The sequence below is a fragment of the Clavibacter sp. CT19 genome (genome assembly GCF_027858075.1).
Classification (GTDB): Bacteria; Actinomycetota; Actinomycetes; order Actinomycetales; family Microbacteriaceae; genus Clavibacter; species Clavibacter tessellarius_A.
This window is the reverse complement of record NZ_JAQHYR010000008.1, coordinates 76032-97284: the sequence shown is the minus strand read 5'-3', so window position 1 is coordinate 97284 and position 21253 is coordinate 76032. Positions and strand designations below refer to the sequence as shown.

Sequence of the window (21253 nt, the reverse complement as noted above, 5' to 3'; positions counted from 1 at the left end):
AACAATGACTGAAGGCTGGCTCCCAGTGGAGACTCAGTTCTTGAAGATGGAGATACCTGAGACATGGGAGCGATTACCTTCTGATGACGAACGAGTGGTCGCAATCGCGAAGCCCATCAAGAGGTGGACGCGGTTCCGTGCCAACGTCGTGATCGTCGTGTTGGAATCCACAGAGACCATCGAGCAGATGGGCGCGCGGAGCATCGCTGAGGCTCTCGCCCATCCGGGCTGGTCACACGTGTGTTCAGACTTGGAGTGGAGGCGGCCCGATATCACCGGACGTGTTGTCCACTTCCTCTATGAGGCTGGTGGCACTTGTGTATCAGTCGCGCGTTCCGGCATCGTGACCGGAACTCACGTGGTCGAGATCACAGCGAGCTGCGACGTTGTCGACCTACTGCAGTACGAGGAGCTCTTCACCATGATCGCGAGCGAAATCCGATTCAAGGAGACAACATGAGCGACATCGCCCTGGACACGGAGGCGACCGCACGAAGTAAGACTCGAGCTCCGCTCGAGCTACTGACTCGCATCCCGACCATGCAACCGTTCCCCGCCAACGACATCCGCTTGAGCCCGGAAGCGTGGGAATTGCTTTTTGTCCGGCGGCGGCGTGGCGCCTTCGTCCAGAGAGGCAAGCACACCGCAGCAGCCCAAGAGCTGCAAGCGCTCGGTCTCTTGACCCTGATCGGCAGCGCGTCACCCACGGGAATAGCCTTGACGCGTGTGCGGTACGGTTCGCGGCTCTCCTTCGGTGCGCTCATCGAATCCGGGGGCCGCCGCGTGACATTCAGCAGCTGGTATTCGGGGTTCGATGCGCTCGTCGCGGCAGAGATCGTCAACGACGACGGGTCGACGTCGCTCTCCATCCACGACACCTCCATGTCAGACGCTCTGGGGCTGCTGCTCTCCTGGTTGAGGATCGCACCCGCGTGGACGTACACCCACGATGTCGGCGACGGCGAGTATGACGCGGAACTCATCGAGAAGCGCATCGACGCCATTCCCGGGAGTGAGCCCCCCGTGCCAGAGGACGCCAGTTGGGTCACACGCCGAGCATGGGCAGCGGGCGGGTGGGCGCGCTGCGAGATCATCTCCCCATCGGCCAGGCTGGGGCTCTCGAGGATCCGCACGGGCGATGTGGGCTGGTTCACGCCCGAGGAGCTGCCCGGCGCGCGTATTCGCCTGAAGCCGACGGCGAGCCTGGATGTCATGCGCGACGTCATCGCCACCTTCCACGAGGCGTGCACGATGTCCGCTGACAGATACGCGCGTAGTCAGCCCCGGGGGCTATTCGGCTCCCTGGCCAGGCTCCGCGAGGCCTCCGCGCCAGATGACGCGTGAATGCCGAGCGCATTGAAACGCATCTCCGCCGTGCTGTGAAGAACGCATGCGTACCTTCGCGGGAGATCGCCGACAGATATGCCGTAGCCGCCCGTGCCCGACGATGCGAGCTGGATGACCCGCCGCGCCTGGGCCTCAGGAGAATGGGCGCGCTGCGAGATCATCTCCCCGTCGGCCAAGCTCGTGACGCCGAGGATCCGGACGGGCGACGTGGGCTGGTTCGACGTCGAGGAGCTCCCGGGCGGGCGCGTGCGCCTGATACCCGCGTTGAGCTACGACGTGATGTGCGACGTCATCGGCTTGTTCCACGAGTCTCAGGCCGGGCCGCGCCACTTAGCCCAACGCTGAAGAGCGGGGCTCGGGCGCCGCGACTCGGCGACCAGCGGAACCCGACCGGCTCGTCTCTCTGGTGTGGCGGGGCGGGCGCCGGAGTGAGCCGGGCCCGAGGAATGGAGGGAGATGACGCGCGCGCTGCTGCTGCGTGCGATGTGCGATCCTCTCGGCGTGCAGGCCCCCGCGATGATCCCGTCCCTCTCCGCCGCCGCCGTGCATGCATCCGCGATTCCCTGGGGGACCGCGGGCGTGCGCATGGACGGCGTCCTCTGGACCTACGGTGGCTGCCTGATCGTCATGGCCATCTCCGCCCTCGCCTACACCGGGCTGTGGCGATGGTGGTCGGAGATGCCGTTCATGGTCCCCCTCGGCGTCGGGTGGCTCGCAGCGGGACAGCTCATCGTGAACACCGCCCTCCTCGTCGACCATTCCATCGCCATCGCCTTCGTCATCACGGGGAGCATCGTGAGCGTCTTCGGCATCTACGGGATGGGGTTCATGCCCCGCCCGTTCCTCCCCGTCTGGTACCGACTCGACTGGGGGATCGATCCCTCGCGTGTCGTCCACTCCTCCGGTCGCCGGCTCATGCTCGTCCCCCGCGGGTCGCAGGACGTCGACCTCGTCGAGCGCGGCCGATCCCTCAGCTCGCCCGTCGTCGTCGAAGCGGGATCCTCACGAGCCGGCGCGCCGATGGACGCCTGCGGTATGCCGGGCGGCGGGACCTTCCTCGGCGCCTTCATCGGCGGGGCCGTCACGGGCGCACGGGCGCTGGCGCTCGGGTCCGCCGCGGCCCGGGAATCCACAGCCGTACGCGTCGCGGCCTTCGCCCCCTGACGGCCGCGGAGGATCCGGACGGGTCACGTGCACCGGTTCGAGCTGCCCGCGGTCGCATCGCATGCGCGTGACGATGTCCGCCCTCCGCGACATGCGGGCGGCGGACACCGACTCAGCGCCGGACGTCCGCGCTGCCCCGCCCTGGGTGGCAACCGTGCCCTCCGCGGCCAGCCGGCACCCGGATCCACGCGCGTAGGCTCCCGTGGTGCCCATGCGATCCGCCCGCAAGTCCCTCGCCTGTCCCGCCGCCGTCGCGTCCGCTGCCGCCGCCGCGCTCGGCGGCCTCACCGCCGCCGCCCTCGTCGTCCCGCGACGCTTCGAGGCCCGACGCCGCCGCCGCGCCGTGAGCGTGAACGAGACGCTGCCCGTGAACTCGGCCTGGTGGCGCGAGCACGCGCAGCTCGAGGGCGACCTCCTCTATGTCGCGCTCGGCGACTCGACCGCGCAGGGCATCGGGGCGAGCCGACCGATCAACGGGTACGTCGGGATCCTCGCCGACCGGATCCGCGCCCTCAGCGGCCGCACGGTCCGCACCCTGAACCTCAGCGTCTCGGGCGCCCGCGTCTCCGACCTCGTCGAGTACCAGCTCCCCCGCCTCGCGAAGCTGCGGCCCGACGTGGTGACGCTCGCGATCGGCGCCAACGACATCGCCGACTTCGAGCCGGTCGCGTTCGAGCGCGGCCTCGGCCGGATCCTCGACGCCGTCCCGCCCACCACCGTCGTCGCCGACCTGCCGTGCTTCCACTTCCCCACGAGCGAGCGGAAGGTGCGGGTCGCGAACGAGATCGTGCGCCGCCTCGCCACCGACCGCGGCCTGCGGATCGCGCCCCTGCACCGCATCACCCGCCGCCAGACCCCGCTGCTCGCCATCACGCAAGCCGCGGCCGACCTCTTCCACCCGAACGACCGCGGCTACCGCGTCTGGGCGAGCGCCTTCCTGCCGTTCCTTCCGGCGACGGTGCGGGCACTGGAGGTGGCGGGGCGCTGACGCGCTCGTCTCCGGGAGGGCTTCGCGGGCGGGGTCCGCGCGATCCATAGGATCGCGACCATGACCCGTCACCCCGGCGACCGCCTCCTCGCCGTCCTCATCGACTGGCTCTTCATGTGCGCGTGGATCGGGCTGGTCGGGGCCGCGGCCGTGCCGCTGCTCGTCGTCGGCGCCACGTCGTCGCTCCCGCCCCTCGTGGGCAACGCGGTGTCGACGCTGGTGCTGGTGGCCCCGATCACGATCACGCTGGCCGTGCTGGAGTCCGGCCCGCGCCAGGCGACGCCCGGCAAGCGCGCGCGGCGGCTGGTCGTTCAGGACGCCCGCACCGGCGACGCGATCCCCTTCCGCCGCGCGCTCCTCCGCAACGCCCTGAAGGTGGCGCTGCCCTGGATCATCGGGCACGCGGCCGTGTACACGCTCGTCCGCGCCAGCGACGGCACGACAGGAACCGTCCCGTCGAGCGCGCAAGCTCCCCTGGTCATCGCCTACCTGCTCCCGACCGTGTGGCTCGTGACGCTCCTGCTCGGCTCGGGCCGCACACCGTATGACAGGGTCTCGAGGACGGTCGTCGCACGATCGGCCCCTCGCGCCTGACGGATCCGCGTCCGTAGGGTGGATGCATGGCCGACGACACCCCCGACGCCCGCTCCGCCGGCACGCTCTGGATGGTGATCGGGCTCGTCTCGGGGGCCCTGCTCGTCACCGGCGCGGGCGTCTCACCGTGGATCTCCGCGGCCGCTTTCGCGCTCTCCGTCTTCATGTACGTGCGCGTCCGCGGCCGCGACCGGGCCCTCGCGCCGCCGCCGACCGGGACCCTGTGGTTCGTGGTCACGCTGATCGTCGGCGCCCTGCTCATCACGGGCACGTTCGATCCGCCGTGGATCGGCGCGGCCGCCCTCGCCGCGTCGGTGCTCCTCTACATCCGGGCGCTGGTCCGGCTGACGGCGCGGCCCGCCTCGGACCAGACAGCCGACGACTGACCCGACGGAGCCGCGCCCGCGGTGCCCGACCCCGCTGGATCCGCGCACCGGCCCGCGCGTGGTCCCGCGGTATCCCTCACGTGCGGGGAACACGACCGCGTCGCGGCACCCGCGGCCCACGCACCAGGCACCGCCGCCCGACTCGGCTCCGGGCGGGCCCTCCGTAGCGTCGGCTCCATGACGCCGACCACACGATCCGCTCGCCGCCCTCGCGCCGCCCGGCCGACGCGGGTCACCTTCCGGCGCGCGACCCACGCGGAGCTCCTGAAGCTCGCGACGCTGCGCTCCACTCGCTGGGCCGTCGCGCTGGTCGCCCTCGCCGGGGTGGGCATCAGCGCGCTGGTGCCCCTCGTGGCCACCCCGTTGCCCGCGGACGCGTCGCCGTCGATGGCGGACGCGGGCACGGGCGCCGTCCTGACGATGCCCCTCCTGGTCACCCAGATCGCGGTCGGCGTCCTCGGCGTCCTCGCGATGGGTTCCGAGCACTCGAGCGGCACGATCGCCTCGACCCTCGCCGCGGTCCCGAACCGCCTGGAGGCGCTCGCCGCGAAGGCGCTCGCGGTCGCCCTCATCGCGTTCGGCCTCGGCGTGATCCCCGGCCTCGCCGCCTACGTGCTCACGACCGGCACCCGCGCCGACATCGGCTACGACGGCAGCCTCGCGTCGTGGGGCGTGCTCGGGCCGCTGCTCGGATCCGGCGCGTACCTCGCCCTGGTCGCCCTCCTCGGCCTGGCGCTCGCGACCCTCATGCGCAGCAGCGTCGCCGCCATCACCGCCTTCATCGCGATCCAGCTCGTGCTGCCCCAGGTCGTCGGCCTGATCCCCGACCTCGGGGACGTGCCCGTGTACGACCTGCTGCTCACGACCGCCGGCCGGATCCTCACGGGCACGACCGGCAGCATCACCCCGCCCCCGACCACGCTCCTCGAGGTCGCGGCCGTCGCGGTCTGGGTCGTGCTCCCGTGCGCCGCGGCGGCCCTCCTCTTCCGCCGCCGAGACGCGTGACACGAAGCCGTCGGACCATGTCGGCGGCCGCCGGTAGAGTCCCCCGCATGGCCCGCATCCACTCCACGTACCGCTGCTCGGAGTGCGGGTGGACCACACCGAAGTGGGTCGGTCGGTGCGCCGAGTGCCAGAGCTGGAACACCGTCGCGGAGGTGTCGCAGACGCCCGCCGCGGCCGGCCGGGTCACCACCCTCACGCCCGCCGGATCGAGCCAGGCGCGGTCCATCATGCACGTCGGCACCGCGTCCGCCAGCCACATGCCGAGCGGCGTCGGCGAGCTCGACCGGGTGCTCGGCGGCGGCATCGTGCCCGGCGCGGCCATCCTCATGAGCGGCGAGCCCGGCGTCGGCAAATCCACGCTGCTGCTCGAGGTCGCGGCACGCGCGGCCGCGAAGGGCGCGAAGGTCCTCTACGTCACGGCCGAGGAGTCGGTCGCGCAGGTGCGCATGCGCGCCGAGCGCACGGGCGGGCTGCAGGAGTCCCTCATGATCGCGGCGGAGACCGACCTCGGCACCATCCTCGGCCACATCGAGCAGGTGTCGCCGGATCTCCTCATCGTCGACTCCGTGCAGACCGTCTCCAGCAGCACGTCCGACGGGCTCCCCGGGCACCCGGGCCAGGTGCGCGAGGTCGCCGTCACGCTCATCCGCGTCTGCAAGGAGCGCGACCTGCCGCTCCTGCTCGTCGGCCACGTCACGAAGGACGGCTCCATCGCCGGCCCGCGGCTCCTCGAGCACCTGGTCGACGTGGTCTGCCAGTTCGAGGGCGACCGGCAGACGTCGCTCCGCTTCATCCGCGCGCTCAAGAACCGGTTCGGCCCCACCGACGAGGTCGGCTGCTTCGAGATGGCGGGCGACGGCATCGTCGAGGTGCCGGATCCGAGCGGCATGTTCCTCTCGCGCGGCGTCCACTCGGTCTCCGGCACGTGCGTCACCGTCGCGATGGAAGGCCGCCGCGCGCTGCCCGTGGAGGTGCAGGCGCTCGTCGTCGACACGAAGGCGCCGCAGCCGCGCCGGGTCGTCAACGGGGTCGATGCGTCGCGCGTCGCCATGCTGCTCGCCGTGCTCGAGAAGCGCGCCAACGTGCGGCTGTCCGATCGCGATGTCTACGTGTCCACGGTCGGCGGCGTGCGGCTCACCGAGCCCGCGGCGGATCTCGCCATCGCCGTAGCGCTCGTCTCCGCCGTCAACGGCAAGGCCATGCCGCACGACCTCGCCGCGTTCGGCGAGATCAGCCTCGCGGGCGAGATCCGCGGCGTCACCTCAGCTCCGCAGCGCGCGGCGGAGGCCCGGCGGCTCGGGTTCACGCAGATCGTCGACGCCGAGTGGGGGCCGCTGTTCTCCGCGCTCGGCCGCGCGTTCTCCCTCGCGAAGAGCGAGCGGGAGAAGGAGCTCGACGACGCGTTCTGATCCGCGGTCGGGCGCAGACGAGGCAGCCGCCGGGCATGCGGCCCGCGGCGCGCGCGTCAGCCGGCGTCGACGTGCCCGACGGCGTGCTCCCGCACGTGCGCCACGGCGTCGTCCACCACGTGCGTCACATGCGTGTCGGCCACCTCGTAGCGGGCGATGCGGCCCTCGCGCTCCACGGTGACGAGCCCCGACGCCCGCAGCACGCGCAGGTGCTGGGAGACGAGCGGCTGCGACATCCCGGACTCCTCGACGAGCTCGGACACGGTCATCCGCCGCGACGCCAGCAACCCGATGAGCCCCAGGCGCGACGACGACGACAGCACCTTGAAGAGCTCGGCGGCCTGCTCGAAGCCGGTGGGTGGGTAGGTCACCTGGACGATCCTACGGCGAGGGGTGGCCGGAGACGACGACGGGGACCGGGCCTGATGGCCTGGTCCCCGTCTCGATCCTGGCGCGTCGCCGCGCTCGGGATCAGTGCTCGTCGTAGTGGTCGCCGTGCTCGGCGTGCTTGTGGCCGTCGTGGACGAAGTCCACGTGGTCGTCGTGCGTGACCGTCTCGTGACCGCAGTCGGTGCCGTGCTGGTGCTCGGCGACGGTGTGCTCGGCGTGGGTCTCGGTGGTGTCGGTCATGATGCGTCCTTACGTCGGTGGAGCACCAGGATGACAGACGCATGCATGGATTGCAATGGATGCATCCAATCGAGAACCGTGCTCAGATGCGCACGCTCACGAGGCCGCTCAGTAGAGCAGGAAGGACTTCGACTGCGCGCTCTTCACGCCCGCCACCTCGACCGACAGCGTGTACGTCGCGCCGCCCGCGGGCACGGCCGGGCGCTGCTTCTCCTGGCACGTCGTGGTGGACGAGCGCTGGCGCGACCACTCGAACGGCGACGACGTCTGCGGGGTGCGGGCCGCGAGCTCGACCTGCGCATCCTCGGCGCCCGTCTGGCAGTCGGTCGACTTCCAGTACACGTCGGATCCGCTCGAGATGGTGAACACCTGCGTGGTGGTGCCGAGGTTCGCGGTGCAGGGCTCCATGCCCGTGTTCGTCACGGTGAAGGAGAGCTTCGGGAGCACGCCCGACTTGTAGGAGGCGGCATCGGTGACCGGCGTCACCGCCAGCTGGCCGACGGCGCACGACCCGTCGGCGTTCGTCTCCGTGCCGGCGCTCGCGCTCGGCGTGGGCTCCGGGGCGGCCTCGGCCGCGGGGTCGGCCGCATCGCCGGCGGGCGCCGCGTCCGACGTCGGGGTCGCGTCGGGCGCCGCGACATCGGCGGTGCCGCGGCCGATGTTCGCGACGATGATCACGACGACCGCGATCACCGCCACCACCACGAGGAGCGCGAGCAGACGGCGGCGGCGGTACACGGCCGCGGACGGGCGGCCTCCGGGCGAGGTCGAGGACATGACGCCAGGGTACGGTCGGGCGGCCGAAGGGCCGGATCGACGCGCCCGGCGGTCACGGGCCGGGGCTGCGGGGCCGGATCGAGCGGAGACGCGAGCGCCCCGACGGGTGCCGGTCAGAGCGCCTTGAGCATGCGCGTGTTGCCGAGCGTGTTCGGCTTCACGCGCGAGAGGTCGAGGAACTCGGCGATGCCCTCGTCGTGCGAGCGGAGCATCTCGTAGTAGATCTCCTGCGCGATGATCGACTCCGCCACCTCGTGGTACCCGTGGCGCGAGAAGAAGCCGACCTCGAAGGTCAGGCAGAACAGGCGGCTGAGGCCGAGCTCGCGCGCATCGTCCTCGAGGCGCTCGAGGAGCGCGTGGCCGACGCCGGTGCCGCGCGTGTGCGGCGCGGCGGCGAGCGTGCGGATCTCGCCGAGGTCCTCCCACATCACGTGCAGCGCGCCGCAGCCGACGACCTCGCCGGACGCGTCGACCGCGACCCGGAACTCCTGCACGTTCTCGTAGAGCACCACGAGGTCCTTGCCGAGGAGGATGCCCTCCATCACGAGCGGCTCGACGAGCTGCTGGATCCGCGGCACGTCGCCGGTGCGCGCGCGTCGCACGCGGATGCCGCCTGCGGGCTCCGCTGGCTCGACGACGACTGGCTCTGCGCTCACGATGACGACCCTCTCGATCCGCGGCTCGGGCGCCCGGATCAGTTGTCCAGCCTAGCGACGGGCGGTTCCCGCGTCCGGGGCGGGCGGTGCGTCGTCGGTGCCCGGGGCGGGCGTCGCGAGCCGCGCGATCATCCGCGGCGCGATCCACACGATCGCGACCACGCCGACCACCGCGCGCAGCCCCGCGAACACGAGCACCCACCAGCCGACCCCGTCGCCGCCGACGAGCAGCGCGATCCCGATGACGACGAGCGCGGCATCCGCGACGAACGGCACGCGCAGCCAGAACATGAGGCGGCGGACGGGATCCACGTCAGCCCTGGTCGCCAGGACCGGGGCGGTCCGCGACGGGGGCGCCGGACGGGGGCGGCCACGCGGCGCCGTCGCCGTCGGCGCGCGCAGCCGGAGTCGCGGCGGCACGCGCCTCCGCCGCCCGCCGCTCCAGCGGCAGCCGCACCCCGAAGACCGTGCGGCCCGGCTCCGACTCCACCCACACCGCGCCGTGGTGCGCCGACACGATGGCCTGCGCGATCGCGAGGCCGAGGCCGGTGCCGCCGGTGGAGCGGGCGCGGGATCCGTCGCCGCGCACGAACCTCTCGAACAGCGAGGCCTGCAGCTCGGGCGGGATGCCGGGGCCGTCGTCGGTGACGCGGATGACCGCGTGCCCGTCGGATCCGGCGGCCTCCACCGCGAGCGACGCGACGACGCGCGTGCCCGCGGGCGTGTGCGTGCGGGCGTTGGCGAGCAGGTTGACGACCACCTGGCGGAGCCGGGCGTCGTCGCCGGGCACGGTCACGGAGTCGTCCGGCAGATCGAGGTCCCAGTCGTGGTCCGGGCCCGCCGCGCTCGCGTCGCCGACCGTGTCGAGGAGGATGCGCGTGAGGTCGACGGGATCCGACTCCAGCTCGCGCCCCTCGTCGAGGCGCGCGAGAAGGAGCAGGTCCTCGACGATCGTGGTCATCCGCACCGACTCCGACTCGATGCGCGACAGCGAGTGCGTCACGTCCTCCGGCAGAGCGTGGGGCCCACGCCGGGTGAGCTCGGCGTAGCCGCGGATGGAGGCGAGCGGCGTGCGCAGCTCGTGGCTCGCATCCGACACGAACCGCCGCACCTTGGCCTCGCTCGCCTGCCGCGACGTGAGCGCGTCCGCCACGTGGCCGAGCAGGCCGTTGAGCGCGGCGCCGACGCGGCCCACCTCGGTGCGCTCGTCGGTGTCGGATGCGGGCACGCGCGCCTCGAGCGCGACGTCGCCGCGGTCGAGCTCCAGCGCCGCCACGTGGGTCGCCGTGTCCGCGACCCGGTCGAGCGGGCGCAGGGCGCGGCGGACGATGACGGTGCCGAGGAGCGCGGCGAGCGCGAGCGTGAGGGCGGCGACCACCGTGATCACGAGCACGAGCTGCTCGACCACGTCGTCGGCCGGCTTCGTCGGCAGGCCCGTGACGATGGTCGCGCCCGAGGACGACGTGCCGCCCACGAGCCGGTAGCTGCCGAGCGCACCGCCGAGTTCGACCGTGCGCGGGACGCCGTCGGTCGGCACGCTCTGCAGCTGCTGGCTCTGGCGTCGGGTGAGCTCGACGGCGCCGGCGCCCCCGGGCTCGCCGGCGGCCGCGGTCCGGTCGGCGATGTAGCCGCCGGAGACGACGCCGTCGATGATGGTCGCGCTGATGGTGCCGACCTGCTGCCCGAACGCGCCGAGCCCGCCGGGTGGCGCTCCGGGGAAGCTGCCGTATCCGCCCGGATCCCGGTCGACGTAGCTCTCCGACCGCGCCGCCGTGGCCTGCAGCTGCTGGTCGACCTGCTGCAGGAGCGACGCCCGGAGCGCGAGGATGCTGACCGCCCCGATCAGGAGGCTCGCGAGCGCCAGGAGGCCCACGACGCTGAGGACGAGACGGCGGCGGAGGGTCATCCCGCGGGCGGCGGCGGCCAGGCGGGACCGCAGCGGGGTGGATCCCGCGGAGTCGGCGGGGCCGCCCGAGGGCTCAGGGGCCGTCGTCACTCCGCGGCCTTGAGCATGTACCCGCTGCCGCGCACCGTGTGGATCATCGGGGTCCGCCCGGCGTCGATCTTGCGGCGCAGGTAGGAGATGTAGATCTCGACGACGCTCGACTTGCCGCCGAAGTCGTAGCTCCAGACCCGGTCGAGGATCTGCAGCTTGCTCAGCACACGACGCGGGTTCCGCATCAGGTAGCGCAGCAGCTCGAACTCGGTCGCGGTGAGCTCGATCGGGACGCCGGCGCGGGAGACCTCGTGGCTGTCCTCGTCGAGCGAGAGGTCGCCCACGCGGATGACGGGGTCGACGGTGTCGCTGACCACGAGCGTCGAGCGGCGGATGAGGCCACGCAGCCGGGCCACGACCTCCTCCAGGCTGAAGGGCTTGGTGACGTAGTCGTCGCCGCCCGCGGTGAGGCCCGCGAGCCGGTCGTCGAGCGAGTCCTTCGCCGTGAGGAAGAGCACGGGGATGTCCTCGGCGTCGGCCCGCAGGCGCGACAGCACCTGGAGGCCGTCGAGGTCGGGGAGCATGATGTCGAGCACCACGGCGTCGGGCTTGAACTCGCGCGCGGCGGCGAGCGCCTGGTGCCCGCTCTCGGCCGTGCGGATCTGCCAGCCCTCGTAGCGGAGCGCCATCTGGAGCAGGTCGGTGAGGGACGCTTCGTCGTCGACCACGAGCACCCGGATGGGCGACCCGTCGGCGCGGGTGAGGCGGGGCTGCGGAGCGGCGGCGGGCTGGAAGCCGGAGGGCGGGGTGGTGGTCACGGGGTCCATCATCCGCATCTTCCTATGAAGCGGCCATGAGCCCGCCATGGGGCCGCCTCGGCGGGATGGTCAGAACGGGAGCGGGCCGCCGGTCCGGAGATTCGCGGAGACCAGACCGTAGACGATGAGCCCGAGCATGATGGCCCCGATGATCCACCGGCTCACGTCGACGTCGACAGGATCGCTGTCGGGCTCGCGGCGGCGCCGGAACCGCTCGTCGGCTCGCATCACGAAGGCGCGCGCGGCGCATGCGGCCGCCATCGTGCCGAGCGTGGCGGTGCCCGTCCAGCGAGCGAGCGCGGTCACCGGCTGATCGAACAGCGCGGCCAGCCAGACGAGCCCCGCTCCCAGAGCGAAGACGGCACCGACCATCCACCACGAGAAGTCCGTCGCCATGCCCACGACCTCCATGGCGCCGGAGGGCCACATCGCCGCACGCTCTGCCTGCTCCGCCGCCTGTCGCGCCGCCTTCCGCTCCCATCGCGTCATGCGCGCCGGGTCGGCGAAGTGCGCCCGGTAGCGCTCGATCTCGGGCAGCAGCGCGGCGGCCTCGTCCGGCAGCTCGGGTTCGGACGGGTCCGCGGGAGGGAGCGCCAGGAACGCCGGGATCTCGTCGTCCGCGATCCCGGAGTGCGCGATCATTCGCGCGAGCCGATCGCGCTCGACGTCCGTCGTCCAGGCGGGGAATGCGATGCCCCAGCGACCCGCCTGATCCGGTGCGATGAGCTCGCGGTACAGCTCGGCGAGCACGAGCCGGCACGCCCGGTCCGTGGGATCCTCGCGCACGCGCTGCTTGAGGAGGGTCAGGATCTCCGATCGCAGCCCCTCCTCCCAGAGGTGGCGGGCGCGGGTCGCGGCATCGGCGTCGTCGGGCACCCGGTGATGCTGCCAGGTCGGCGCGCCCCACGAGCGGCCAGCGCACGGATGCGCCGGGCCGCACGACGACGGGCCCGGCGCGTGGTGCGCCGGGCCCGGATCGTGCGGAGGTGCGAGGAGCTAGCGCCCCTCGTCCGTCGCGCGCGTCACGGGCTCGCCGTCCACGCTCGCGCGGTCCTGCTTCTGCTTGTCGCCGCGGGTCTTCGCGAGGCTCGCGACGGTGGCGACCGTGATGGTCGCGCCGATGAAGAGGAGCGAGAACCAGATGGGGATCTCGGGCGCCCACTCGATGTGCTGGCCGCCGTTGATGAAGGGCAGCTCGTTGACGTGCATCGCGTGCAGCACGAGCTTGAGGCCGATGAACGCGAGGATGACCGCGAGGCCCTGCGACAGGTACACGAGGCGCTCGAGCAGGCCGCCGATGAGGAAGTAGAGCTGGCGGAGGCCCATCAGCGCGAAGGCGTTCGCGGTGAACACGATGTACGCCTCGTTCGTGAGGCCGTAGATGGCGGGGATCGAGTCGAGCGCGAACACCAGGTCGACGAAGCCGATCGCGATGACGCAGAGCAGCAGCGGCGTGACGAAGCGCTTGCCGTCGATCTTGGTGGTGAAGCGGTCGCCGACGAAGTCATCGTGGACGGGCAGGATCCGGCGGGCGATGCGCACGAACATGTTGTCCGCCGCGTTGCCGCCGTGGTCGCCCTTGAGCTGCTGGTACGCGAGCACGAACAGCAGCGCGCCGAAGATGTAGAAGACCCAGGAGAAGTTCTCGATGAGAGCCGCGCCGAGGGCGATGAAGCCGGCCCGCATGATCAGCGCGATGACGATGCCGATCATCAGCACCTTCTGCTGGTACTTCCGGGGCACCGCGAACCCGGTCATGATCAGCAGGAACACGAACAGGTTGTCGATCGAGAGGGCCTTCTCGGTGAGGTAGCCGGCGAAGTACTGACCGCCGAAGTCCCAGCCGCTGGTGAGGCCGATGCCGGCGCCGAACGCCAGCGCGAGGCCGATGTAGAACGCCGACCAGCGGGCGGACTCGCCGATGGTGGGCTCGTGGGGCTTCCGCACGTGGGTGAAGAACTCGTAGACGAAGAACGCGATGGTGACCGCGATCGTGATGAGCCAGGTGGTCGTGGTGATGTTCACGGGGGTCTCCGGAAGTGAGGCCGACGGGATATCGGGACGGCGGGTGGCGCGGATCCCCATGATCCCATGGGGATTCGCCTCGCGCCGGGGAGATGCCTGGCACGACGCTCCGTGGATGGTCCGCGACCGCTGGCTCCCGTCCGGGCCTCGGCCGCCCGGCCGCCCGGATCAGCTGAGGCTGGGCGCCTGGAACGGGTACGCGACGTACGCGAAGCGGCGGGAGTCCGGCGCCCAGCTCGTGACGTTGATGGTGCCCTGGCCGCCGGGGAAGGACGCGAGGTCGCGCGTGCGGTGGCTCTGCCGGTCGATGACGCGGAGGATCACGTCGCGGTCGGCGGGGTGGCCGAGCGTGCCGGGCGGGAAGCTGAGGTAGACGATGTGCTCGCCGTCGGGCGACGGGTGCGGGAACCAGTTGACGCGCGCGTCGGAGGTGAACTGGTGCACGTCGGTGCCGTCCGTGCGCATCGTGAAGAGCTGCGCGTGGCCCGGGAGATCCGAGCCGCGCTCCGAGTTGTAGTACAGCCAGCCGCCGTCGGGCGAGAACTCGGCGCCGTCGTCGGGGAAGCCGTCGTCCGTCAGCTGCGTGGTGGGGCCGCCGTCGACGGGCACGAGGTGGATGTTCGTGGTCCACTCGCCGCGCGCGTCGACCTGGCCGCCGATGACGCTGAGCGTCGTGCCATCGGGCGAGACGCCGTGCAGGTAGTTCTTGAAGCGGAGCGCCGGATCCCGGTCGGCCGTGATGCGCCGACCCGGCCCGCCCGCTCCCCCGTTCCAGGGCACGTCGTAGAGGTGGCCGTCGCGCGCGGAGACGTACACGTGCTCGCCGTCGGGCGAGATGACGTGGTCGTTGTTGATGGGCGGGACGCCGCCGAGGTCGACGGCCTGGAAGTCGACCGCGGGCTCCGGCAGGTCCGGATCCGGCTCCCCGGCGTCCGGCGCGGGCAGACGCCACAGGCCGCCCTCCGCGTTCACGACGAGCCAGCGACCGTCGGGCGTCCAGTTCGGCGCTTCGATGTGCAGCACGGCCGACTCGGCGACCATGCGCTCGGCGCCCGCCTCCACGTCGACGACGAGGAGGCGGGCGAGCTGGCCGTCGCGCAGGGTCACGCGGTGGATCCGGCGGGCGCGTCGTCCCGGTTGTTCGCGAACGCCGAGTCGAACAGGCTGTCCGGCGTCGGCCAGAGGAGGGCGCGCACCCGCGCGAGGGCGTCGGGGGCTCCGTGCAGGCGGTCCATCCCCGCATCCTCCCACTCGACGGAGACGGGGCCGTCGTAGCCGATGCTGCGGAGCGCCCGGAACGCGCGCTCGAACGGGACGTCGCCGTGGCCGACCGAGACGAAGTCCCAGCCGCGGCGCGGGTTGCCCCACGGGAGGTGCGAGCCGAGGCGGCCGCCGCGGCCGTCGGAGGTGACCCGGGTGTCCTTGGCGTGCACGTGGTGGATCCGGTCGGCGAAGTCGAGGAGGAAGCCGACGGGGTCGATGCCCTGCCACATCATGTGGCTCGGGTCCCAGTTGAGGCCGAAGCCGGGGCGGTGGCCGATCGCCTCGAGGGTGCGGCGGGTGGTCCAGTAGTCGTAGGCGATCTCGCTCGGGTGCACCTCGAGCGCGTACCGCACGCCCTCGTCGTCGAACACGTCGATGATCGGGTTCCAGCGGTCGGCGAAGTCCTGGTAGCCGGCGTCGATGACCGACTCGGGCACGGGCGGGAACATCGCGACGTACGGCCAGATGCGGGATCCGGTGAAGCCCGTGACGCGCGTGACGCCGAGGCCGGCGGCCGCCTTCGCCGTGAGCTTCAGCTCCTCGGCGGCGCGCTGGCGGACGCCCTCCGCCTGGCCGTCGCCCCACACCTTGGAGCGGAGGATCGCCTGGTGCCGGAAGTCGATGGGGTCGTCGCACACGGCCTGGCCGGTGAGGTGCTGCGAGAGCGCGTGCACCTCGAGGCCGTGGCGCTCCAGGATCTCGAGCCGCCCGCGGAGGTACGCCGGGTCGTCGGCCGCGCGCCACACGTCGAGGTGCTCGGCGGAGCAGGCGATCTCGAGGGCGTCGAACCCCCACCCGCTCGCGAGGCGGGCCACCTCCTCGAGCGGCAGGTCGGCCCACTGGCCGGTGAACAGGGCTACGGGGGTGGTGCTCGCGGACATGCTTCCCTCTCGTCGACGGTGACGGATGACGTGCGGTGCGGCCCGGTGACGGCGCGCGGGATCCACGCTACACACCGGGCCGCGCCCGCTCGCGGGCCGGCGTCAGCGAAAGTTCGCCGACTGGGTGCGCTGGTAGCCGGCGAGCGTGACGCCGCCGAGCAGCACGGCCCAGGCCGCGAGGATCACCAGGGGCAGGCCGATGACGGTGGTGTCCTGCCGGGCGACCGCGCTCGTGAGCGTGCTCCACGCGCCGGTGGGCAGCAGCACCGTGAGCGATTCCCAGGGCGTGCCGCTCGTGTCGCCGCCCGTGAACAGGCCCCCCGCGAACGACAGCGGCAGGTACACGAGGTTCGCGAGGCCGAGCGCTCCGCGGGCGGGGAACCAGTAGCCCATCGCGAGCCCGAGCAGCGCCATCGGGATGGCGCCGGCCAGCACGGCGAGCCCGACGGCGGCGAGCGTGGCCGGATCGCCGCGCACGCCGCCGGCGAGGACGCCGACCGCGACCACCGGGATCACGAAGACGACGCCGAACACGCACGCGACCGTGAGCTTGGCGGCCAGGCGGATCCACGCCGGCACGGGCGCCGTGAACAGCCACCGCTCCCACGGCGACTCGCGGGCCGACGCGACGCCGACGCCGAACTGGAACGTGACCGTGCCGAGCACGGAGAACAGGACGTAGCCGAGGAGCACGCTGAGCCGCGCGCCCGGAGGACCGCCCTGCGGGAGGCCCACCACCACGTAGATGAGGACCGGGTACGCGAGGAGCGGGAGGACGAAGGCGGGCATCCGCGCGTTCTGCGCGAGCTCGCTGACGACGTGGGCGCGGTAGATCGCGGCCCGGCGTCGGGCCGTGGGGCGGGGCGGGAGCGGGGCGGGGGTCGGCGCGGGGCCCTGCCGGGATGGTCCGGATGCGACGGACGCGCCTGGCGCGCCGATCGTCGGGGCGGCGTGCGGATCGGTGCCGGTCATGCGCGGGGCTCCTCGTGTTCGGTGCGGCGGGCGGGGTCGGCGCTGGGCGCAGGCGGGGCGGCAGATCCGTGATCCGGGGTGCTGCCACCCGGCGCGGCGCCGCCCGGCCCTCCGCCCTCGAGCACGCGCGCGAAGATCTCGCCGAGGCCCGGCTCCGTCACGGTGAGCTCCGGCTCCGCTATGGCGGCGAGGACGAGGCCCGCGACCACGTCGGAGCGGTCGGTGTCGATGATCCAGCGCACCCGCTCGCCCGGGAGCGGCTCGGCGACCTGCTCGGGCCGGGCGCCGCAGGGCAGGAACGCGCGCGCCTCGTGCGGCGTCGCCCGGAAGCCGACGCGGCGCACCCCCGCGAGCCCGCGGAAGTCGGACGCCGTCCAGTGGCCGAGGACGCGTCCGTGGTCGAGGCACACGACGGTGTCGGCGAGCGCGGCGACCTCCTCCATGTCGTGCGAGGCGAGGAGCACGGTGCGGCCGGAGTCGCGCACCGCCGTGATGGCGTCGCGCACGGCCGCCCGCCCCGGGATGTCGAGCGCGGCGGAGGGCTCGTCGAGCACCACGACGGGCGTGCCCGCGCCCACCACGCAGGCGAGCGCGACCCGCCGCCGCTCGCCGCCGCTCAGGCCGCCGGTCTGGCGCGCGGCGAGCCGGTCGAGGTCGAAGCGGTCGATCGCCGCGGCCGGCGTCAGCGCGCCCGCGTGCGGCACGAGCGCGAGGGCCAGGACCTCGCGCACCGTGAGGTACTCCGGGAACGCGAGCGCCTGCGGCATCACCGCGACGAGCGAGGCCGTCGGGCCGCCCCGACGCACGTCGTGGCCGAGCACGCGGGCCCGGCCCGCATCCGGCCGGCGCGTCGCCGTGAGCACGTCGATGGCCGTGGTCTTGCCGGATCCGTTCGGCCCGAGCAGCGCGTGCACGAGCCCCGGCGCGAGCGCGAAGGACGCCGCGTCGAGGGCGCGCGTGCGGCCGAAGGCGCGGGTGATCCCGTCGAGCTCCACCGCGTCAGTCATGGGATGCCTCCTCCTCGGCGAAGTGCCGCGCGCCGGCGGCCGCCGCGTGCGGGTCGGGGGGACGCCGCGCGGCGGGTGCGGGTGCGGGCGCGGCTGCGGCTGCGGGCACGGATCCGGTGCCACCCCGCTCCGGACGCCCGCCCAGCGATACCGCGTAGAGCGACGACTGCGTCACCCCGTCGAGCCCGAGCACGGCGTCGAGCTCGTGGTCGACGAAGCCGACCCAGCCGATCGACGGCAGCCCGAGCGCCGTCGCCACCAGCAGCGCGTTCTGCGCCACGTGCCCCGCCTCGAGCAGCGTGAGCCGGTACCCGCGCAGCCCGTACTTCGTGCGGGAGCGCTCGAAGCTGCCGGTGATCACGATCGTCACGGCCGCCTGCTCCGCGAGGGGCGCCATGGCCGTCGGCGCCGCACGTCGGAAGCGGGCGAGCCGGCCGACGCGGTCGAGGCCGGACACGTCGACGAGCGCCTCGTCGAGCGGGTCGAGCTGGTGGATCCCCGCCGCGACGCCCTCCGCCGCCCGCACCACGACGTGCAGGTCGAGCGGGTAGAGCCCGCCGGCCGAGGGCACGAAGCGGCCCGTGCCGCCGTCGCCGCGCGGCCCGTAGGCGAGCCGGAGCACGGTCGCGAGCTCCGGGAGCGCGAGGGGCGCCGCGAGCTCGTCCGGATCCGCCGACCGCCGGGCCGCCATCGTCGCCCCGAGCCCGTGCGGGAGCGGCAGCGCCGGCGGCAGCGCGAGCGCCGGGAGCAGGCGCGGGGCGCTCGTGGCGCCGCCCGGTCCCGCGTCCGCGACGCCCTGCGCCTCCTGCGCCAGCTGCTGCGCGTACCGCACGTCGGTCCAGCCCGGGTGGGTGATGCGGGTGATCTTCGACGCCTCGTGGAAGTCCTCGGCGAGGTCGCCCGCCGCCCGCTCGACCGCGCCGCCGACGCTGAAGATCGGGCCGACGCTGCCGGCGGGCGCCGCGGCGGGACGGGACTCCGTGCCCGTCCCGCCGGGGCCGTCCTCCGCCGTGCGCGCGGGCGCCGTGCCGATGTCGGTGATGCTCATGGGGTCCTCCTGGTGGTGCGGGCGCGGTGGGCGGTGCGGGTGCGGTGGGTGGTGCGGGCGACGGGCGGTGCGGGCGCGCCGGGTCGGGCCGGCTCGCGATGACGGGGACGCGGGGCGGCGGGCCGCCCTCACGGGAACGGGTGCGGGATGCCGACGAGGTCGGCTGGCCCGTGGATCGCCGGCCCGTCCCGCCACCGTCGGTACAGCCGCGGATGCCCGAGGAACCGGGCGTCGTGCCGCACGTCGAGCGCGACGAGGTCAGGGCTCAGCGCGCGCACCACGTGGAAGCCCGCGGCGCGCACCTCCGGCGAGGTGATCCCGGCCAGCAGTACCTCGATCCCCTCCCGGTGCAGCCCCTCCACGACCTCTCCCCAGCTCGACGGCCCGCCCACGGACGCCACGCGCTCGTCCGACGCGTCGAGGGCGGCCGACAGCGGGCGGGCGGACGGCGGGCAGTGCAGCCGCACGTGGTCCTCGAACTCGACCACGGCGGACGGCTCGACGGGCGGCCGGGGCAGCAGCCGCAGGCACCAGTTGTGGGTGTGCACCGCCTCGCGCACGGCGTTGAGCACGGCGTTGAGCACGGCCCGGTCCAGGCGGAAGTCGGCCGCGCAGCCCACCGCGACGCCGATCCGGTCGCTCCGCATGACGGCGAGGAGCACGGGCACGTCCGCCGCGGCGTCGAGCACGCGCAGCGAGAAGGCGGCGCCGAACCGCCCGCAGAGCTCCTCCAGCCGCGCGAGCTCCCTCCGGGTGGCCTCGGCGAGCCGCGGGCTGGCACGCCAGTCGAAGACCGGCGGCGTGGATCCGCGCAACCACGCCCGCTGGAACGCGTCGCGCTCGATGAGCTCGAGGATCGCCCGCCCCGCGGCGAAGCCGAACGTGGGGCCGGCCGCGACGCCGGACGAGGTGGCCGGCTCCAGGTGCCGCTCGCGGTGCCCGTCGGACGCGTGCGGGTCGTCGAAGACCACCATCTGCGCCGGGACGTGCACCGGCCTCCCGCCGTGCAGCGAGCGCGCGGCGAGCCAGGTGAGGAGGTCGCCGCGCTCGGCGCGCTCGAACGGGAACGCCGGATCCTCGCGCTGCGCAGGATGGAAGCGCCGGAACGCGTCCGGTTCGACCTGGCGGGCGTCGGAGCCCAGCGGCGTGCGGAACGACCCGCGGGCGCCGGCCAGGGAGAGGCGCTCCACCGCCTCGCCCACGCACGACCTGCGGGCCGCGGCGCCGTCGCCGCCCGGCCCCATGCTGAACCCCTCGGTGGGGATGCCCGCGAGGAAGCCCGTGTCGGCCGTGCGGGCGGAGTGCAGGGCGTCGGGGATGGCGTCCGGCGTGAACGCCATGGGGTGCGAGTACGCGACGAGCCCGGTGTACGGGCTCACCACGTCGGTGCCCGCCGTCCTCAGGCGCGCCACGGCGACACCACCCCCGCGTAGGGACGCGGCCCGCACGTGCCGCAGCGCGCGACGCGGAAGACCGGATGCGCCTCCGCCGACAGCACCTTCGGCTCGACCACGAGGACGGTGCTCGCGACCAGCCAGTCGCGCGCGAAGACCCAGCGGGCGGCGTAGCGCGCGGCGAAGCCCGCCGCGATGGCGTCGAGCCCGGGATCCCGGGCGATGGGCGCGACCGCGTCGGCCGCGGCCGCGTGGTCCGCGGCGAACGGCGTGGTCGAGGCCCAGCGCAGGGCGACGCACTCGAGGCACGGCCCCTCGGCCGGCACGACCACCGGGCCGACGAGCTGGAAGCGGCCGTCGAACGGGTGGATGGGGAGCCAGTCGCGACCGGCCGCGTGCATCCGGGCGCCCACCTCCCGGAGGACCCGCCGGCCGCCGGCCGCGATGACCAGGTCGGCGTCGGCCTCGTCCGTGAGCTCCGCCGAGGGCAGCGCCTCGGCCAGGGAGGCGAGCAGGGTCGGGATGGCGTCGCCGACCAGGGCGACCCGCGCGGGGGTGCGCGGATCCCGGGGGCGGCCGAGGCCCGTGCGGTCGCCGCCGTTGCGCCGCGCCTCGTCGAGCACGTGCGCGAGCTCGGCCTGGTGGGGGTCGTCGAGGCGGCCCACGGGATCGGGCGCGGCATCCGCGGCGGGCCGCGTGGGCGCGCCCACGACGACGTCGCGCACGACGAGCTCGTCGACGAGGTCGGCCACGACCGGGGCGTGCACGCCGAACGCCTCGTCGACGTCCGCGCGCGTGAAGGGTCGGGAGAGGAGCCGCGACACCGCGGAGACGGCGTCGCCGGAGGGCAGCTGCAGGGAGACCAGCTCGCGGCCGCCGAGGAGGTGGAGGGTGTCCTCCACCTCCCCGACGGCGTAGCGGGGACTCACCGAGTAGGTCGTCGACGGGTCCAT

Annotated in this window: 25 protein-coding genes; 9 read left to right on the top strand and 16 right to left on the bottom strand. The window is 73.5% G+C overall.

All coding sequences use genetic code 11. The features are described 5' to 3' along the window. Positions 1-4 precede the first annotated feature (4 nt). From PED38_RS11085 to radA, 9 genes are all read left to right on the top strand, one after another. Positions 5-460 (top strand): hypothetical protein, encoded by a 456-nt coding sequence (locus tag PED38_RS11085; protein ID WP_270981258.1) that lies wholly within the window; start codon positions 5-7, stop codon positions 458-460. After that, a complete protein-coding gene (locus PED38_RS11080) occupies positions 457-1344 on the top strand; it encodes a hypothetical protein (protein ID WP_270981256.1) in 888 nt (295 codons plus the stop codon). The genes PED38_RS11085 and PED38_RS11080 overlap by 4 nt, the downstream gene beginning before the upstream one ends. Positions 1345-1458: 114 nt before the next feature. Further along, the gene (locus tag PED38_RS11075; RefSeq protein ID WP_270981254.1) at positions 1459-1692 is read left to right on the top strand and encodes a hypothetical protein; all 234 of its coding nucleotides are present in this window, start codon (positions 1459-1461) and stop codon (positions 1690-1692) included. 111 nt (positions 1693-1803) lie between these two features. Continuing rightward, positions 1804-2511 (top strand): hypothetical protein, encoded by a 708-nt coding sequence (locus PED38_RS11070; protein WP_270981252.1) that lies wholly within the window; start codon positions 1804-1806, stop codon positions 2509-2511. 211 nt (positions 2512-2722) lie between these two features. Further along, on the top strand, positions 2723-3499 hold the full coding sequence (locus PED38_RS11065) for an SGNH/GDSL hydrolase family protein (protein WP_270981400.1): 777 nt from the start codon (positions 2723-2725) through the stop codon (positions 3497-3499). Positions 3500-3559: 60 nt separating this feature from the next. Beyond that, positions 3560-4093: an RDD family protein gene (locus tag PED38_RS11060; protein WP_270981250.1), complete on the top strand. Its 534-nt coding sequence runs from the start codon at positions 3560-3562 to the stop codon at positions 4091-4093. Positions 4094-4119: 26 nt separating this feature from the next. After that, a complete protein-coding gene (locus PED38_RS11055) occupies positions 4120-4479 on the top strand; it encodes a hypothetical protein (protein ID WP_270981247.1) in 360 nt (119 codons plus the stop codon). Positions 4480-4656: 177 nt separating this feature from the next. Beyond that, positions 4657-5484 carry an ABC transporter permease subunit gene (locus tag PED38_RS11050; protein WP_270981246.1) on the top strand — a complete coding sequence of 276 codons (828 nt, stop codon included), beginning with the start codon at positions 4657-4659 and terminating at the stop codon, positions 5482-5484. A 47-nt stretch (positions 5485-5531) separates the two neighbouring features. Continuing rightward, on the top strand, positions 5532-6893 hold the full coding sequence (gene radA, locus PED38_RS11045; RefSeq protein ID WP_063071542.1) for a DNA repair protein RadA: 1362 nt from the start codon (positions 5532-5534) through the stop codon (positions 6891-6893). Between the two features lie 56 nt (positions 6894-6949). Here the strand turns inward: radA and PED38_RS11040 are convergent, their stop codons facing one another. From PED38_RS11040 to PED38_RS10965, 16 genes are all read right to left on the bottom strand, one after another. Next, positions 6950-7264 (bottom strand): ArsR/SmtB family transcription factor, encoded by a 315-nt coding sequence (locus PED38_RS11040; protein WP_063071541.1) that lies wholly within the window; start codon positions 7262-7264, stop codon positions 6950-6952. A gap of 100 nt (positions 7265-7364) precedes the next feature. Then, complete coding sequence (locus PED38_RS11035; protein ID WP_094127412.1) at positions 7365-7523, bottom strand: zinc transporter permease; 159 nt, start codon at positions 7521-7523, stop codon at positions 7365-7367. A gap of 108 nt (positions 7524-7631) precedes the next feature. After that, the gene (locus tag PED38_RS11030; RefSeq protein ID WP_063071539.1) at positions 7632-8300 is read right to left on the bottom strand and encodes a lipase chaperone; all 669 of its coding nucleotides are present in this window, start codon (positions 8298-8300) and stop codon (positions 7632-7634) included. Positions 8301-8413: 113 nt separating this feature from the next. Further along, positions 8414-8956, bottom strand: a complete 543-nt coding sequence (locus tag PED38_RS11025) for an amino-acid N-acetyltransferase (protein ID WP_063071538.1) — start codon at positions 8954-8956, stop codon at positions 8414-8416. Positions 8957-9007: 51 nt separating this feature from the next. Next, positions 9008-9268: a hypothetical protein gene (locus tag PED38_RS11020; protein WP_063071537.1), complete on the bottom strand. Its 261-nt coding sequence runs from the start codon at positions 9266-9268 to the stop codon at positions 9008-9010. A gap of 1 nt (position 9269) precedes the next feature. After that, positions 9270-10862 (bottom strand): sensor histidine kinase, encoded by a 1593-nt coding sequence (locus tag PED38_RS11015; protein WP_442870658.1) that lies wholly within the window; start codon positions 10860-10862, stop codon positions 9270-9272. 86 nt (positions 10863-10948) lie between these two features. Continuing rightward, complete coding sequence (locus PED38_RS11010; protein WP_063071536.1) at positions 10949-11722, bottom strand: response regulator transcription factor; 774 nt, start codon at positions 11720-11722, stop codon at positions 10949-10951. A 57-nt stretch (positions 11723-11779) separates the two neighbouring features. After that, positions 11780-12586 carry a hypothetical protein gene (locus tag PED38_RS11005; protein WP_063071535.1) on the bottom strand — a complete coding sequence of 269 codons (807 nt, stop codon included), beginning with the start codon at positions 12584-12586 and terminating at the stop codon, positions 11780-11782. 120 nt (positions 12587-12706) lie between these two features. After that, positions 12707-13735, bottom strand: coding sequence for a TerC family protein (locus PED38_RS11000; RefSeq protein WP_270981241.1), 1029 nt, complete (start codon positions 13733-13735; stop codon positions 12707-12709). Between the two features lie 168 nt (positions 13736-13903). After that, on the bottom strand, positions 13904-14842 hold the full coding sequence (locus PED38_RS10995; protein ID WP_270981240.1) for a TolB family protein: 939 nt from the start codon (positions 14840-14842) through the stop codon (positions 13904-13906). After that, a complete protein-coding gene (locus tag PED38_RS10990) occupies positions 14839-15879 on the bottom strand; it encodes a sugar phosphate isomerase/epimerase family protein (RefSeq protein WP_270981237.1) in 1041 nt (346 codons plus the stop codon). The genes PED38_RS10995 and PED38_RS10990 overlap by 4 nt, the downstream gene beginning before the upstream one ends. 102 nt (positions 15880-15981) lie before the next feature. After that, positions 15982-16851, bottom strand: coding sequence for an ABC transporter permease (locus PED38_RS10985; protein ID WP_254654511.1), 870 nt, complete (start codon positions 16849-16851; stop codon positions 15982-15984). Further along, on the bottom strand, positions 16848-17858 hold the full coding sequence (locus PED38_RS10980; RefSeq protein ID WP_270981235.1) for an ABC transporter ATP-binding protein: 1011 nt from the start codon (positions 17856-17858) through the stop codon (positions 16848-16850). The genes PED38_RS10985 and PED38_RS10980 overlap by 4 nt, the downstream gene beginning before the upstream one ends. After that, positions 17851-18906, bottom strand: coding sequence for a SagB/ThcOx family dehydrogenase (locus tag PED38_RS10975; protein ID WP_081234972.1), 1056 nt, complete (start codon positions 18904-18906; stop codon positions 17851-17853). The genes PED38_RS10980 and PED38_RS10975 overlap by 8 nt, the downstream gene beginning before the upstream one ends. Positions 18907-19034: 128 nt before the next feature. Next, complete coding sequence (locus PED38_RS10970; protein WP_270981233.1) at positions 19035-20318, bottom strand: YcaO-like family protein; 1284 nt, start codon at positions 20316-20318, stop codon at positions 19035-19037. Then, entirely contained in the window at positions 20306-21253 is a 948-nt protein-coding gene (locus PED38_RS10965; protein ID WP_063071531.1) for a TOMM precursor leader peptide-binding protein, read from the bottom strand. The genes PED38_RS10970 and PED38_RS10965 overlap by 13 nt, the downstream gene beginning before the upstream one ends.